Annotated in this window: 10 protein-coding genes and 1 pseudogene; 9 read left to right on the top strand and 2 right to left on the bottom strand. The window is 53.8% G+C overall.

Annotation, left to right across the window (positions count from 1 at the left end):
* Positions 1-49 precede the first annotated feature (49 nt).
* From BLU64_RS05395 to BLU64_RS05370, 7 genes are all read left to right on the top strand, one after another.
* Complete coding sequence (locus tag BLU64_RS05395) at positions 50-988, top strand: ABC transporter permease (RefSeq protein WP_036152274.1); 939 nt, start codon at positions 50-52, stop codon at positions 986-988.
* Positions 985-1830, top strand: a complete 846-nt coding sequence (locus BLU64_RS05390) for an ABC transporter permease (protein ID WP_036152277.1) — start codon at positions 985-987, stop codon at positions 1828-1830. Before BLU64_RS05395 ends, BLU64_RS05390 begins: the two co-directional genes overlap by 4 nt.
* Entirely contained in the window at positions 1827-2813 is a 987-nt protein-coding gene (locus BLU64_RS05385) for an ABC transporter ATP-binding protein (protein ID WP_026741582.1), read from the top strand. Before BLU64_RS05390 ends, BLU64_RS05385 begins: the two co-directional genes overlap by 4 nt.
* On the top strand, positions 2813-3841 hold the full coding sequence (locus BLU64_RS05380; RefSeq protein ID WP_036152279.1) for an ABC transporter ATP-binding protein: 1029 nt from the start codon (positions 2813-2815) through the stop codon (positions 3839-3841). The genes BLU64_RS05385 and BLU64_RS05380 overlap by 1 nt, the downstream gene beginning before the upstream one ends.
* Entirely contained in the window at positions 3831-5345 is a 1515-nt protein-coding gene (locus BLU64_RS05375; protein ID WP_074728065.1) for an ABC transporter substrate-binding protein, read from the top strand. The genes BLU64_RS05380 and BLU64_RS05375 overlap by 11 nt, the downstream gene beginning before the upstream one ends.
* A 192-nt stretch (positions 5346-5537) precedes the next feature.
* Positions 5538-5666, top strand: coding sequence for a hypothetical protein (locus tag BLU64_RS17775; protein ID WP_268748606.1), 129 nt, complete (start codon positions 5538-5540; stop codon positions 5664-5666).
* A gap of 248 nt (positions 5667-5914) precedes the next feature.
* A complete protein-coding gene (locus BLU64_RS05370) occupies positions 5915-8308 on the top strand; it encodes a glucose/quinate/shikimate family membrane-bound PQQ-dependent dehydrogenase (RefSeq protein WP_074728064.1) in 2394 nt (797 codons plus the stop codon).
* 56 nt (positions 8309-8364) lie between these two features.
* On the opposite strand, the gene norR is transcribed toward BLU64_RS05370, so the two are convergent.
* Positions 8365-9984, bottom strand: a complete 1620-nt coding sequence (norR, locus tag BLU64_RS05365; protein ID WP_026741586.1) for a nitric oxide reductase transcriptional regulator NorR — start codon at positions 9982-9984, stop codon at positions 8365-8367.
* A 2831-nt stretch (positions 9985-12815) separates the two neighbouring features.
* On the opposite strand from norR, the gene BLU64_RS05355 reads away from it, so the two are divergent.
* Complete coding sequence (locus tag BLU64_RS05355; protein ID WP_081825673.1) at positions 12816-13490, top strand: helix-turn-helix domain-containing protein; 675 nt, start codon at positions 12816-12818, stop codon at positions 13488-13490.
* Here BLU64_RS05355 and fimA read toward each other — a convergent pair.
* Positions 13471-13996 (bottom strand): annotated as a pseudogene (gene fimA / locus BLU64_RS17850) (type 1 fimbrial major subunit FimA). The gene BLU64_RS05355 and the pseudogene fimA sit on opposite strands and share 20 nt — an antisense overlap.
* Before the next feature lie 790 nt (positions 13997-14786).
* Between fimA and gpmA the strand changes: the two are divergent.
* Positions 14787-15506: a 2,3-diphosphoglycerate-dependent phosphoglycerate mutase gene (gene gpmA / locus BLU64_RS05345; protein WP_026741589.1), complete on the top strand. Its 720-nt coding sequence runs from the start codon at positions 14787-14789 to the stop codon at positions 15504-15506.
* Positions 15507-15679: the final 173 nt, after the last annotated feature.

Here is a 15679-nt window from a genome sequence, read left to right as displayed (position 1 = left end):
CTTAGCGGTGTCATTAATAGATACGCCAGCATAAACACAGGGAATTAGTATGCATCGTTATCGGTTTATATTATTTAGGCCACTGCAACTGCTGCCGGTGCTTTTCGGCATCAGCGTCATCACCTTCGCCTTGGTGCGCGCGATCCCCGGCGACCCGGCCCGAATTCTTCTCGGCGTGCGGGCCACGCCAGGCGCGCTGGCCCGGGTGCGCGAACAGTACGGGCTAGACCAGCCGGTGTGGTTACAGTACTTCTATTTTCTTCGTAATCTGTTTCACGGCGAGCTGGGCAAATCCATCGTTTATAAAGTCGATACGCTGAAAGTCATCAGTTCGCGTATTGAACCGACGATTTGGCTGATTGCGGGTAGCGTAGTTTTAGCGCTGCTGCTCACCATTCCGCTGGCGTCCTGGGCGGCGCGGCGGCGCGGCAAATTGGCCGATCAGGTGATTCGACTTTTCTCCACCGCCGGTCTGGGATTCCCCGCTTTTTGGCTCGGCATCATGATGATCCTGTTGTTCAGCATCGAACTGGGCTGGTTCCCTGTTTCCGGTTATGGCCGCGATCTGCTGGATCGCCTGCATCACATGGTGTTGCCATGTCTGACGGTTGCGTTGGCGCTGTCTGCGGTGTTAACCCGCAACTTGCGCGCCAGCCTGCTGATGGAAATGAAAAGCGACTATGTGACGGCCGCGCGCGCGCGCGGGCAACCGGAGTCGCGTATTTTCTGGCGGCATATTTTGCCGAATTCGCTGGTGCCGACCATCAATCTGCTGGCGGTTAATATCGGCTGGCTGATAGGCAGCACCGTGGTGATTGAAAGCGTATTCGCTATTCCCGGCATGGGACAGCTGTTAATCAAGGCAATTTTCAGCCGGGACTACATGGTGGTGCAGGGCGTCGTGCTGGTGTTTGCGCTGGGAACCGTCACGGTTAACCTGGTCGCCGATTTGCTCACGGTCGCGCTGGACCCGAGGATCAAACTATGAGTCAGACACCTGTGATGCGGCGGATGTCGTGGCTAGCGTTCCCCCGCCGTCTGGCATTGCGCGGCGGTCTGACGATCGTCGGGCTTTGGACGCTGTTAGCCGTGTTCGCGCCGTGGGTCGCGCCGTTCGACCCGATTGCGCAGGACCCTACCGCCAGCTTGCTGTCACCGGGCCTTAGCCATCTGTTCGGCACCGATAACTTCGGCCGCGATATTTTCTCTCGCGTGATATGGGGGGCGCGCGTGGACCTGCAGATCTGTCTGCTGGGCGTGATATTTCCGTTTTTGATCGGTACCTCGATTGGCGCGCTCTCCGGCTACGTCGGCGGCGTGGTGGATACGCTACTGATGCGGTGTATCGATATCATACTGGCGTTTCCGTTTTTGGTGCTGATGCTGTCGATTATTGCGGTCTTGGGGCCAGGATTAGCCAGCTTCTATATTGCGATGGCGATGGTGGGCTGGGTGACTTACGCCAGACTGGTGCGAGCTCAGGTGCTGTCGTTAAAGCACCGCGATTTTATGCTGGCGGTGCGCAGTCTGGGATTTAGCCATCCGCGTATTCTCTTCGTCCATCTGTTGCCCAACGCGCTAACTGGCTCTGTCGTCTTCGCCATGTCCGACTGCGTGCTGGTGCTGCTCAACGGCGCGGCGATCAGCTACCTGGGACTGGGCGTACAGCCGCCTACGGCGGAATGGGGCGTAATGGTGGCCGAAGGGCAAAGTTTTATTACCACCGCCTGGTGGATCACCACGTTTCCCGGGCTGGCGATTGTGCTGTTGGCGATGGGCTTCAGCCTGCTGGCGGACGGTCTGGGCGATCTATTGGGAGAACGGCCATGACATTACTGGCGTTATCACATCTGACAGTCGTCAACCGTCAGGGCATTGCGCTGGTGGATGATGTTTCACTCCAGCTGCGCGAGGGCGAGATCCTCGGGCTGGTGGGAGAGAGCGGCTCCGGCAAGACAGTAACCTGCCGCGCGATGATGCGGCTGCTCCCTGGAGAGGCGCTGCGCGTGGTCTCCGGCGAAATTAATCTCAACGGGCGCGATATACTCTCGTTGCCGGATCGAGAGCTGTCTACCGTGCGTGGTCGAGAGATTGGCATGATTTTTCAGAATCCGACCAGCCACCTGAATCCGGTCATGACCGTTGGCGCGCAAATTGCCGAAAGCCGGCGTCTGCACTTCGGCGCCAGCCGCCGCGAGGCGAAGGCGCATGCCGTAGCGCTGTTGCGGCAAGTGGGGATCCCCGACCCCGAACGGCGGATACACAACTATCCCCATGAATTTTCCGGTGGGATGCGTCAGCGGGCGATGATCGCCGTGGCGCTCGCATCCGAGCCAAAAATCCTGATTGCCGATGAGCCGACGACGGCGTTGGACGTGACGGTGCAGATGCAAATACTGCGGTTGCTGAGCGATTTGCGCGACCGGCTCGGCGTAGCGATTATTCTAATTACGCACGACCTCGGCGTCGTGGCGCAGACCTGCGACCGTATCGCCGTGATGTATGCCGGGCGGCTGTGTGAGCTGGGCGGCAAACGCGAGGTGCTGGGCGATGCCCTACATCCCTACACGCAGGGACTGATCGACTGCCAGCCGGCCAGCGCCGGCGGAAGCGGACAGATGGCAACCATCAAAGGACAACCGCCGGTCGCGGAACATTTTCCCGGCGGTTGTCGATTCCATCCTCGTTGTCGTTACGCCACCGAGATTTGCAAAGCGGTACGACCCGATATGTACAGTGAAATGCAAAATCACGCGCACGGCGCCGCCTGCCACCACCCGTTCGCCACGCTGAACCACGAGGAGAGTCTATAGTGAGTCCGGTTGAATCCACGGCGCCGCTGCTGGCAGCGGACGATCTGAAGGTCAGTTTCCCGGTCGGCGGCTTTCTCTTTAATAAACGGAGTCTGCACGCGGTCAACGGCGTCAGCTTACACATTCAGGCCGGGGAAGTACTCGGTCTGGTCGGCGAGTCCGGCAGCGGCAAAAGCACCTTGGGGCGAGCCCTGCTCCAGCTGGAGCCGACCGTCGGCGGCCGCGTGTACTTCGACGGAGAGCCGATTACGCAGGGCAGCAAACAGGAGATCGCCCGGTTGCGGCAGCAAACGGCGATGATCTTTCAAGACCCGTTCTCCTCCTTGAATCCGCGTCAGACCATCGGCGACAGCATCGCCGAGGTGCTGCGCGTGCATCATAAGGTGCCGAAATCCGCGATCCAGGAACGCGTGAGAGAACTGCTGATTTTGGTGGGACTGAACCCAGAGCATGGCCTGCGTCGGCCCGACGCCCTAAGCGGCGGACAGTGTCAGCGCGCCGGCATTGCCCGGGCGCTGGCATTGGAGCCGCGGCTGATCGTCGCCGATGAGTGCGTGGCGGCGCTGGATGTCTCCATTCAAGGGCAGATCATCAACCTGCTGATGGATCTGCGGGACAAAATGGGCCTCGCCATCCTGTTTATCGCCCACGATTTGGCGATAGTGCGACGCCTATGCGACCGCGTCGCCGTTATGTATTTGGGCCGTATCGTGGAGTCGGGTCCGGTCGAGGCGGTGTTTACTCATCCGCGCCATCCTTACACCGCGGCGTTGATTACGGCTATTCCGGAAATCGATCCCGACCGGCCGCTGCCCGCCCATCCTCTTTCGGGCGAACCGCCCAGCCCGCTGGCTTTGCCGGAAGGCTGCGCGTTTCACCCGCGCTGTCCTTATGCGTTGTCGCGCTGCCAACATGGCGCGCCGCCAGAGACCCGACACATTGTCGGTCATACCTTCGCCTGCGTGTTGGACGACAAAGGCGAACAAGCCATTAATCCGTTAAATGAGGGAATGTTTGATGAAGCGTAAATACTTAAAGGTTGCGGCCGCCGGGCTTTTGCTGGCGGCTTGTGTGGCAAGTGAAATGGCGCAAGCGGCAGGCGTGCTGACGATTGGACGACGCGAGGACAGCACCAGTTTTGACCCGATTAGAACCACGCAGAATGAGGACAACTGGGTGTTTTCCAACGTGCTTGACCGCCTGATCTGGGTAGACAAGACCGGCACCAAACTGGAGCCTGCGCTGGCTGAAAGCTGGACGATTTCTCCGGACGGCAAAGTCTACACGCTGAAAATCCGCGACACGGTATTCTCTGACGGTACGCCAGTGACGGCCAGCGACGCCGCATTTAGCCTGCTGCGCCTGCGCGACAATGAAAACTCGCTGTGGCGCGACCCGTTCATGGTGATGGATAAAGTGGAAGCGCCGGACCCGCGTACGCTGGTGATCACCTTGAAAGCACCGTCCGTTCCTTTCCTGTCTCAGCTGGCTTTGCCGAATGCGTCCATCATCTCTGAAAAAGCGATGAAGGCGATGGGCGAAGAAGCGTTTGCGGAAAAACCAGTCGGCTCCGGCGCATTCAGTATCAAAGAGTGGTTGCGTGGCGACCGCGTGGTGCTGGTCAAAAACCCGCATTACTGGCGTGCGGACACTGTTTCTCTGGATGGCGTTGAGTGGCAGACCATCCCGGATGACAACACGCGTATGCTGAAAGTGCAGGCGGGCGAACTGGATGCGGCGATCAACGTTCCGTTTTCGCGCATCGTCTCCCTGCAAAAAGATCCGAACCTGGCCATCCATCTGGACCCGTCAACGCGTGAAGATCATCTGCTGATCAACCACGAACACGGCCTGCTGTCGAAAGTGGAAGTGCGTCAGGCGCTGGACTACGCCATCGACAAAGATGCCATCGTGAAAACAGTGACCTTCGGCTACGGCCAGGTGGCGAATTCCTACATTCCGGCCGGCGCGGTTTACCACTATGCCAACAACCTGAAGCGTCCTTATGACGTGGAAAAAGCCAAGAAAATGCTGGCAGAGGCGGGCGCGTCCAATCTGAAGCTCAACTACGTGGTGAACGCGGGCGATGAAGTGGACGAACAAATCGCTATCCTGCTGCAGCAACAGCTGGCTAAAGCCGGTGTGACCGTCACGTTGCAGAAAGTGGACCCGAGCCAGAGCTGGGGCATGCTGGTATCCGGCGACTATGATATTTCCGTCATGTACTGGACCAACGATGTGCTCGACCCGGATCAGAAAACCACTTTCGTGCTGGGTCACGACGCGAACATGAACTACATGACGCGTTACCACAACGAGAAAGTGAAAGCGCTGGTCGCGGCGGCACGTCTGGAAGTCGATCCTAAAAAACGTGAGCAGATGTACATCGATCTACAGAAAATCGCAAAAGCCGACGTAAACTGGATCGATCTGTATTACAGCCCGTACCGCAACGTCAGCCGTAAAAACATCAAGGGCTTCTATCAGAACCCGCTGGGCCGCTTCTTCCTCGAAGATACGGTGAAAGAGTAATTTTCCCCCTGACGGCCGGTATCCTGCCGGCCGTCATCTCCAGAGCCGCACGGTGTTTCCACGCCCGCAGTAGCGGGTCGATTTTCTTCGCTCGGTTCCCGCGCAATATCCCGCTGACTATTCTGCCCGGTGATCGGCTGCCACATCCTTTTTCCCCAGAAATGATGCCCTGCACTGAACGCGGAGCGGTCAATGTGTCGAGCGATTGACGTCGTTAAGCGCAAGGTTGTCGAGAACGCCAACATCCTTGTCGTTGCGCTGTCGTGCTCGCCGGGATTCGTGCTGCCGCGTATGACGCAAGCAGCCATAGAATGTGCTTAAAACCTCAGCGGAACCGTCAATATCGTGAGGGATGACCTATCTTTAGTGAAGTGGGGAATGGGGATGCTGGATGGGGTATCTCTCCCCATCGCCAGCGCATCATGCGGCCGCCAGCCAGTCGATGACAACCCTAACCGCGCTTGCCAAACCCAGGATGGGGTGTGTCGGACGTTCATTTGTTGTGCGGTCTCCGTTCAGCTTGGGAAACTCGCTTATTTAACTGGGCAATCTTTTACAGGGGCAACACAATGCAAAAAAGCGCGGGGACTGCTCGTGTCCTACTTCTCCTGACGGTGCTATTCGCCGTAGTGAGCGGTTTTTATCTGTTGTTCGGCGGTATCTGGCTGGTTCGCCTTAATGGCTCCTGGTACTACCTCATCGCGGGGGCGGTGATGCTGGCGACGGCGTGGCTGTTGTACCGACGTCGGGCGGCGGCGGTCCTGTTGCATGGGCTGTTTTTACTGGGGACAACGCTATGGGCGGTATGGGAAGTCGGCACGGATTTTTGGGCGCTGACGCCGCGTCTGGACGTCGTCTTTTTCTTCGGGCTATGGCTGGTATTGCCGTTTATCTATAACCAGCTAACCTTTCGCACCAAGCTGCCGTGGGTGGCGCAGATCCTGTCACTGGCGGTTGCCGTCGGGGTGTTAGGCTACGCTATTTTCAACGATCCACAAGAAATCAACGGGACGCTGCGCGCTGCGGGAACACCCGCTGCGCCGCGGCCTGCGAGCGCGGTACCGGACGCTGACTGGCCCGCCTATGGCCGAACTCAGGCAGGGACGCGTTACTCCCCCCTCAACCAAATTACCGATCAAAACGTCGGCAGCCTAAAGGAAGTCTGGCGCTTTCGCACCGGGGATTTGAAAGGGCCGAACGATCCGGTGGAAGTCACCAACGAAGTCACGCCGATCAAAATCCGCGATACGCTCTACCTCTGTACCCCGCATCAGCAGCTGTTCGCACTGGATGCGGTGACAGGCAAGGAGAAGTGGCGGTTCGATCCGCATCTTAAAACGAACCCCACGTTTCAGCATGTCACCTGCCGAGGGGTGTCATACCATGAAACGTCGATCGAGGCACAGTCCGCAACCCAGAGCACTCCGCCAGGCTTATGCGCGCGCCGCATATTGCTCCCGGTGAACGACGGTTCGCTGTACGCGTTGGATGCCGATAGCGGTCAGCTGTGCCCGAATTTCGCCGATCGCGGCAAGCTGAATCTGCAAAGCAATATGCCGTATTCGCTGGCGGGGGCGTATGAGCCGACGTCGCCGCCTGTCGTCACCGACAAGACCATCGTGATGGCCGGCGCGGTGACTGATAACGCCTCGACGCGGGAACCGTCAGGGGTGATCCGGGGTTTCGACGTCAACACCGGCAAACTGCTGTGGGCATTCGATACCGGCAGCAAAGACCCGAACAAGATACCCGAGGGCAAGCAGTTCTATACCCCGAACTCGCCTAACTCCTGGGCGCCTGCCGCTTATGATGCAAAGCTGGACATCGTGTATCTGCCGACCGGCGTCGCCACGCCGGATATTTGGGGCGGCCATCGCACGCCGGAGATGGAACGGTTCGCCAGTGGCTTGCTGGCGCTGAACGCGACCACCGGCAAGCGGGTCTGGTTCTATCAGACGGTGCATCACGACCTCTGGGACATGGATGTGCCTGCCCAGCCGACGCTGGCGGACATCACTAATCAGGATGGCAAAACGGTGCCGGTAGTTTACGTGCCGGCGAAAACCGGCAATATCTTCGTGCTGGATCGTCGCGACGGAAAAACCGTCGTGCCTGCGCCGGAAACGCCGGTGCCGCAAGGCGCGGCGAAGGGCGATCGCGTTTCGCTGACGCAGCCTTTTTCGCAGCTGAGCTTCCGCCCGCGTGAGAATCTGGCCGGCAAGGATATGTGGGGCGCGACGATGTACGACCAGCTGGTCTGCCGCGTTATGTTTCATCAGCTCCGCTATGAAGGCCCGTTTACGCCCCCGTCCGAGCAGGGCACGCTGGTCTTCCCCGGCAATCTCGGCATGTTTGAGTGGGGGGGCATTTCCGTCGATACGGATCGTCAAATTGCGATTGCCAATCCGATGGCGCTGCCGTTCGTCTCAAGGCTGATCCCACGCGGTCCTCACAATCCGATGGAGCCGAACCCGGCGGCTAAAGAGGGATCCGGAACGGAATCCGGCGTACAGCCGCAGTACGGGGTTCCTTACGGCGTGACGCTGAATGCGTTTTTATCGCCGCTGGGTATTCCGTGCAAGCAGCCGTCGTGGGGCTTTGTCTCCGCCGTTGATCTGAAAACCAACGTCATTGTCTGGAAAAAACGTATTGGGACCGTGCGTGATAGCTCGCCGTTACCGCTGCCGTTTAAAGTCGGTATGCCGATGTTGGGCGCGCCGATCTCCACCGCGGGGAATGTGCTGTTTATCGCCGCGACGGCGGACAACTATCTGCGGGCGTTCAACATCAGCAACGGCGAGCTGCTGTGGGAAGCGCGTCTGCCTGCCGGCGGACAAGCGACACCGATGACCTATGCCGTCAACGGCAAGCAGTATGTGGTGATTGCCGCCGGTGGGCATGGCTCATTCGGCACCAAACTGGGCGATTACATTATTGCGTATGCGCTGCCGGAGGTTGACTGAACATATTCCGAGGATGACGTTGCCGCCCCGGATATCCAGGGCGGAAAAACGGAAGATTAGCGGTCGGAGTTGCTGGTACGAACGGCTTTTTCGGGCTGGGTGACGACGCCTAACCGATGTGCCAGATGTGTCAAATTGGCCGAGTCGATACCTAGCTCCCGGGCTGCCGACGAAATATCGCCATGATGGTTATAGAGAGTGCGTTCGATGAGCTGTTTTTGAAACTCGTTGACCGCCGCGCGCAGATCCTGCTGAGGGGCGTCGAGCGTGGAGAACCGCTGCGGTTCATTGGCCGCAACGTCATGCTGTAGCTTCTCGTGCATATCCAACCCAAGATCTTTGTCGCTGATAGTGACTGAGATCGCGCGTTTAGCCGGATACGACGTGAGTCGTCCGGTCGCCCGCAGCGTGGCGCGGCTGATGGTTTGTTCTAACTCGCGCACGTTGCCCGGCCACTCGTAGCGTGACAGCGCCGTTTGCGCCGTGGGTGCCAGGCGTAGCCCTTTCAGTCCCATGCGGTTGCGGTTTTGTGCGACAAATGTGTTCGCTAACAGCTGAATGTCCTGCTGACGTTCTCGCAGCGCCGGAACATGAATGGGGAACGCGCACAGTCGATGATACAGATCGGCGCGAAATTCGCCGGACTGAACTTCCGCGAACAGGTTGCGATTAGTGGCGGCGATGAGTCGGATATTTACGTTATGTGGGTTGGAGGAGCCAATGCGCTGCGATTTTCCGTCCTGCAATACGCTAAGCAGTTTGGCCTGTGTTTCCTGCGAAAGCTCGCCGATTTCGTCGAGAAACAGTGTGCCGCCGTTGGCGAGTTGAAACTTGCCGCGGCGGTCTGACGAGTCTCCCGAAAACGCGCCGCGCACGTGGCCGAAAAGGATGCTCTCCAGCAGAGGGGCGGGCAGGGCGGCGCAGTTGATGACGATGAACGGCGCATTGGCGCGACGAGATCGCGCATGCAGTCGACGAGCGACCAAATCTTTACCCACCCCGGTTTCGCCGGTGATGAGCACCGTCATATCGCTGGAGGCGACCAATTCAATATCATCCATCAGCAGCTCAAAGGGTTCGCTGTTGCCGATGAGTTCGTCGTGTCCATTTACCGCCGTCAGGCGAAAGGCTTCGGCGCGCAAGTTTTCGCTTTGCAGCGTAGATTTGAGCCGATCGACCTGGGTACTGGCCGACAAGGTCGCAGAGGCAATCTCACCGAATATCTCCAGGGTTTTAAGCGCCTCGGCGGGGAATTCATGGCCGTTAAACGTATGCAGCGTCAGCAATCCCCAGATGTGCTGATCCAGACGCAAAACACAGCTGAGAACGTCGGTCTTGCCCGCGTCAGTCCGTTCGGTTTCGAACAGGCCGACGAAGGGATCGGGCACCCCGGTATCCGGCGGAAAGTGCATCACGTTGGCGGTGGCGAGCATGGCGGCGAAGCACGGGTGTTCGTCTAAAATGAAGCGACGTTTTAATGCGTCCTGATTCAGACCGTGGATCGCCACCGGGGATAACTCTTCGCCTTCCAATTGCAACAGCACCGTCGCGTCCGACGGGATTAGGATGTTTAGCGAATCGAGTAAGCGTTGATAACGCACTTCGCTCGGCATCTCCCGCGAGAGATCCGCGACCTGCGGCACCAATGCATTCAACAATTTCAAAGTTTGAGTCAAAAGTTCTCTCTTCGATAAAAATGGTGTCTTTTCAACATTTAAGTTTAGACACGATTCAGCCGTGTGCCATTGAGATCACTGCTTTCTGCGCTTCGTATTCGAATGATCACCAGCAGGTGTTGATGTTGAACGCGGCAAGGCCGTCTGAATGCGCACTCGCTCTCCGCTAATGGAAGCAGAAAATGGTGTGCGTGGAGGAGGAATACGACCTAACTAATCTATTTAAACTGACGCCGTGCGGATGATGAGTTTTCGGTGGAGTTATTTTTATCTCGAATTTTTTTCCCTTTGTTACCACGTCTTGCTCCCTGGCTGGTTATTAAAAGGTGCTTCAATGAATGCTAAACGGAATGCTTGTTTCGTATTTATCTGCTTTATTATTCGTCAATATCAGCCCCCAGTAATAATGAATGTGTTAGATAAAATACATTATTGGATAACTAGCAAGTTTCGGTTAAAACTTATATTTCATATATTAGCGGGCTAAATTTATAAATGCATCAATGTAAACATGGGGGGTGTTTTTAACCACCTGATAATTGGTGTTTTTCATGTTGTTCACCCCGAATATTTGGCGTCATTAGAATTAGATTATGTAAAGATTTATGCAGGAATTGAAAATTTTCCTATCACTTTTCTTTTTATTTATTTTATGATGTTCCCGACGTACTTAATTGCACTGGTATAGGTTATTTTATTAATCGCCAATTAACTCCGTGAGCAATAATAGAAACGCGAAATGAGTCATGAACATCCTCACGGCCCTGGAATCCTGAGGGCCATGGTCTCTTATTCGTTGTTTTTATCAAGTAGCAATAATAATACCATTTTTTTGAATGGTTACCTCGAAAAATGGTTATCCAAAATATGGTTTGATTTGTGAGGATTAATCCTTTCCTGTGTCAGGGAGGATTATCTCATCGGTGATGCCGGTTGCGGCAGTGCTATGTCGTAGATCATCACACGAACCGTCGGTTGTCGGCCGCCGGCAGCGTTTTTTTTGTCGGCGTTTTTTTATTCTTTGAACGCGTGTAGCTGTCCGGCTGCGCGCGTTTTTTTTGCCCGATGCGAGCGGTGCCTTGGTCACTTCCTGTAAGAATGACGCGCCTTCACCCTATACTGTCGCTGGACATCAGCGTGACATGCAGATGAGGAATCTTTGCTGCCGCGCCCAGTCGTCGGGCGGTGAACCGCCGAGGCAATCGATGACTGTCGCATGTTATCCTCTATACCATGAAGCCGCAGACGGTATCATGTTCGCCCCTTGCGCTATCCTGTCACTTGCCTGATCACGTCACCCCTTCGCCATAAGGGTGGGCGCGAAACTCCGTTCTCAGCTCGTTTATTTCAACGTGGTTATCTTTGACTGTCGCTATCTACAAACATCCCTATCCTTGAACCGACAAACGTGCCAGCTCTTGTCTTCCTCCTGCTTTATGCTGCGTTAATCATAAAGTCACTATGCTGGAGGACAATGAGGGTCCGAAATAGAGTGACCAGAGGAAATATTGCGATGAGTAAAGAAAGACAAACTACGGGTAAAATTTCCCTTGCCCTGTTAATGCGAACATCGAATTTATGACCTCGTCGGAGATTTCGTCGTATTACTCTCTTGGCGTCATGCTGTGAATATGAAGGAGTGGGGGGGGGGGGGGCATCATTATTTTTCCGACAGGAATGATCGAAATCTGGTATTAAGCTGGGTCAAATAAGGCGATTTTTGGGTAAGAAAATACGATGAGGATGAATCGGTGAGTTGATTTTTATCAATAGAGAAAATAACAAGCGTATGTCCGGGAGACATAGATGATGTCAATCACACTGTTATTAGATATACGATGATGTGGCTTCAGTTAGCCAAGGTATCTATTTTATTTGCTGGGTTGGTCTTGCTGTTTTTTTGTGATGGAATAATGCCAGATAGCAATAAAGATAAAGAACTCATCGAGTATTGATGGAATCCCCTTGAGGTTATTTCTCACATGACGGTTTTCGGTTTCGATAGCTATTTATTCTCTGCGGGTGTTTTTTGCACTAATGCCTCCCTAAGCTTCATTCCTGAACAAAAATCCGGATAGGATGATGCCTTGTAGTGTTGATACGTATATAATACCAGGCCGGTCGTATTATCATAGAGGATAGGTGTTGCCGTATTGTTGTTTTCGTATTTAGCAACAAAATATATAAATGAGAATGCTTTGAAAGCGATAACAATGAAGGGCCAGCCCATTATACTCATAAGGCTTAATATTTTATTTTTAATATTATCGTATAACTTCATTTATATTTTTACGCATAATGGGGCGGTTCTCCCGCGAATGATTCTCTCTGTTTGGCTGTAAATCAAACAGTTAACATAGTGAATGCGCTACTACAAAGAGAATGAACAATAATTTAACACCGAGTTTCATTTGAATATCAGAATATTGGTTTTTCCTCTTTCGAGCTTATTATGGTCGCTATTTTATAACTAGACTGTCTGGTTGTTGACGTTATCTGTGTATATTTTTTCACGCTATTATGATTTTTTATGTTTACTGGAGGAATGCGAGCTTTGGGAGGGGGTGAACATTGTTAATTTTATTGTTTTTGGTTTGAACCTTAGGGAGGGCGATTAAAAGCATTTAAAACCACACGTTTTACGTGGTCAGCCATAAAGATAATAGAGCAAAGTCAGTCTCTGAGGGGGATATTCTGATGCTCAGGCATATTAAGAAAATACGTAATTTCCTGGTCGTTTTTTCTCCTGTTATCAAAAGTTAAATATCATGCCGTCGAATACCGTGTTCGGCTGCAGTGGTATTTTTGTTTTATTTTTAAAGGTTATTTGAATGATTAGTCTGCTGCAATCTATATCTCGTTTGACAAAAATACTTTCACCCCATCGGAAACTTGCCCAACCGACCGAGGTCGTTAAAGGGAAAAGGAGATATCATTTCCATGTTGCAGAGACTCGACTGATTTATTTTATCGAAGAAGGTGAATTTCTTATGAAAAGCGCCAAAGACAACCGGGTGCTCTGTGTGCTTTTAGCCCCCTGTATTATTGGTTGGTCTACGGCGATTTATGGCGCCAACGAAGTTTATATTGAAAGAATCGATTATGGAAAAATTTACTGCGTGTCATTCGATACCGCATTACGCGTGGTGACGGCATATCAACGATTCGATGATGTCTTAAATATTGTTAATTACCATTTTACTTCGCTGCTTAATTATTGCGTCGATAGCGGCGGTGACTCCGTTTCCATCGTCACAAAAATGTTGGCATCGCTAAAACGCCTGCCACCAGAAGTGAGAAAACGTTTCACCGTGCTTTCTTTTATTAGTCAGCGTACATCCCTGTCCAAGAGTACGATCCTGCGCGTGCTCAAGAAGCTACAAGAAGACGGCTCACTGACCATGTCGCATGGAAGGCTGAATACCTTTTCCTTGCCGGAACCGTTGCGATGCCCCTTGCCCAGCGCAACGGTTGCCCGTGACAACGCTACTGATAATTCAGAGTAAAGGTGGCGTCGGCATCCGCTTCACTGGTGGCGACGCTAGCCAGCTTAGATTTATAGCGCGCGTTGAAGTACAGCGTGTTGGTGCCGCTCAGCAGCGTTTGCGCGGTTGAGAAAGTGCGGCAGTACCACGCCTTTGCTACTGGAGACTTCAATACCTACGCCAGAGGCTACGCCTGCACAGCCGCCGCTGATGTTGCTGACGGAAAGCAGCGTGTTGTCATTGGCGTCTGCGTTGCCAGTAAACGCAACGGCGGCGGTCGTGGAGACGGAGGCATCGCCGTCTTCAAGGCTGATGGTGTAAGACACTTTTCCTGATGAGGTGCCGACCGAAGCGAAGTTCGCATTACGGTACTGACCCAAATTCACCGTTTGATTAGTGGAGCTTGTACTTACTGCGTAGGCGGCGTTGATGATCTACCCTACGAAGTGAACGGTCCTGCCCGAAACAGAAACCGTCGTGGTTGCTGTGAATGCCGAGAAGCCGGTAGACAGCAGAGAGGCCCCAATGAGGGCGCCGAGTCATGTTTTACGCCTAAGTTACGATTGCTTATTATTTATAGGCCACGCTAATTGGTCATTAACGAAATCGGTATTACCGCTACAAATATTTCTCTTCTGCCAGTTCTCTGCGGATTGGCAATAAAACCGTAACAGCTTTATTGCCTAAATCAGGTCAGAGTGACGGAGAAAGAATGGCTGAGACAGCACTTCCTTCTGCGCCACTTCAGTATTTTCAAGAATGACTTTTGCGGGGGGTGAATGCAGCCTAAAGGCAAAAAACAGGATAAACAACTGTCTGAGATGGGATCTTACGCCATAAATAAAAGTTAAATATAATACGATGCACTTATATTAATATATTGTTTTGCTGTAATAATAAACAATGTGAAAATTGAACGGGTAAAGGATAAATAAATGAAGGCATTTGTAAGGTGTGTTTTTAATATGTTAAATAATGATAAATGACACTGATTTCAATTAAGTGAAGAGAATTAATTAGGCGATTTGGCTTATTTTTATCGTGATATCACTTCAGCATAAATATCTGATTCGATACCTATCATTTGGGGAATTAATAATTGCATGATGTATGGACGCCAGATAATCTGATCGCAAACAGCGTAAAATCAGGCCGGTGAGCCGCGGGCAATGAGGTCTGCAACGACGGCGGAACGTCTCACAAAGCCCCCCTGTGGATGGAAATTGCGGACGATGCCAAATCCGTCACGAGAATCAATATAAGCGATGGCATCGGCTGTGGATGAATGTGAAAGTTAAAGCGTGTTAAGGAAAAAATATGGCTGTGTTTAAGTTGGTGCTATTGCGGCATGGTGAAAGCGAATGGAATGATCAGAATCGATTCACCGGGTGGGTCGATGTGCCGCTGACCGACAAGGGACGAGAAGAAGCGCGGCTGGCGGCGCAATCGCTCAGACAGGCAGGGTTTACGTTTGACGCCGCCTGTACTTCGGTACTGAAGCGCACCGTGCATTCGCTGCAAATTGCGCTTGATGAGCTGGGTTTGCAGTGGCTGCCGGTGGAAAAAAACTGGCGTTTAAACGAGCGCCACTACGGCGCGCTGCAAGGTCTGAACAAGGCAGAAACGGCCGAACGGCTCGGCAAAGCGCGGGTGCATCAGTGGCGAAAAAGTTATGACGTTCCGCCGCCGCCGCTCACCTCGATTCACGATCGCTTTTCCGGCTACGATCGCCGCTATGCGCATCTGGCGCCGGGAGAGTTTCCGTTAGGGGAGAGCCTGCGCATGACCGGTGATCGGGTGATGCACTACTGGCAGACTTCGCTGGTTCCCCGAGTCCTTGCGGGCGAACGCCTGCTAGTGATCGCTCATCGCAATTCAATACGGGCGCTGGTCAAGCAACTGAACCACCTCTCAGACGAGGAGATCATCCGTGCGCAAATCCCCACTGGCATCCCCTTGGTTTATGAATTTGATGAAAATATGCGGGTGCAGCGCGCCTACTTTCTCGGCACCAACATCCCCCTGATCGAGCGGTAAATGCGCTCTGCAAGACATCACGGCGACCGCAGTCATCGCGCGCCGCCGTTGTGATGGGCGACAAGCGTTCGATATTCTGCCCGAAGCCCGAAGCCCGAAGCCCGAAGCCCGAAGCCCGAAGCCCGAAGCCCGAAGCCCGAAGCCCGAAGCCCGAAGCCCGAAGCCCGAAGCCC

Source organism: Lonsdalea quercina (assembly GCF_900107885.1).
Classification (GTDB): Bacteria; Pseudomonadota; Gammaproteobacteria; order Enterobacterales; family Enterobacteriaceae; genus Lonsdalea; species Lonsdalea quercina.
This window is presented reverse-complemented; position numbering and strand designations above follow the sequence as displayed.

What these genes read in the sequence shown, in the direction of transcription:
- BLU64_RS05385 (WP_026741582.1), top strand. Translation starts at nt 1,827, where the DNA reads ATGACATTACTGGCGTTATCACATCTGACAGTCGTCAACCGTCAGGGC.
- BLU64_RS05375 (WP_074728065.1), top strand. Translation starts at nt 3,831, where the DNA reads ATGAAGCGTAAATACTTAAAGGTTGCGGCCGCCGGGCTTTTGCTGGCG.
- BLU64_RS05355 (WP_081825673.1), top strand. Translation starts at nt 12,816, where the DNA reads ATGATTAGTCTGCTGCAATCTATATCTCGTTTGACAAAAATACTTTCA.
- BLU64_RS05390 (WP_036152277.1), top strand. Translation starts at nt 985, where the DNA reads ATGAGTCAGACACCTGTGATGCGGCGGATGTCGTGGCTAGCGTTCCCC.
- BLU64_RS05370 (WP_074728064.1), top strand. Translation starts at nt 5,915, where the DNA reads ATGCAAAAAAGCGCGGGGACTGCTCGTGTCCTACTTCTCCTGACGGTG.
- BLU64_RS05395 (WP_036152274.1), top strand. Translation starts at nt 50, where the DNA reads ATGCATCGTTATCGGTTTATATTATTTAGGCCACTGCAACTGCTGCCG.
- BLU64_RS17775 (WP_268748606.1), top strand. Translation starts at nt 5,538, where the DNA reads ATGTGTCGAGCGATTGACGTCGTTAAGCGCAAGGTTGTCGAGAACGCC.
- gpmA (WP_026741589.1), top strand. Translation starts at nt 14,787, where the DNA reads ATGGCTGTGTTTAAGTTGGTGCTATTGCGGCATGGTGAAAGCGAATGG.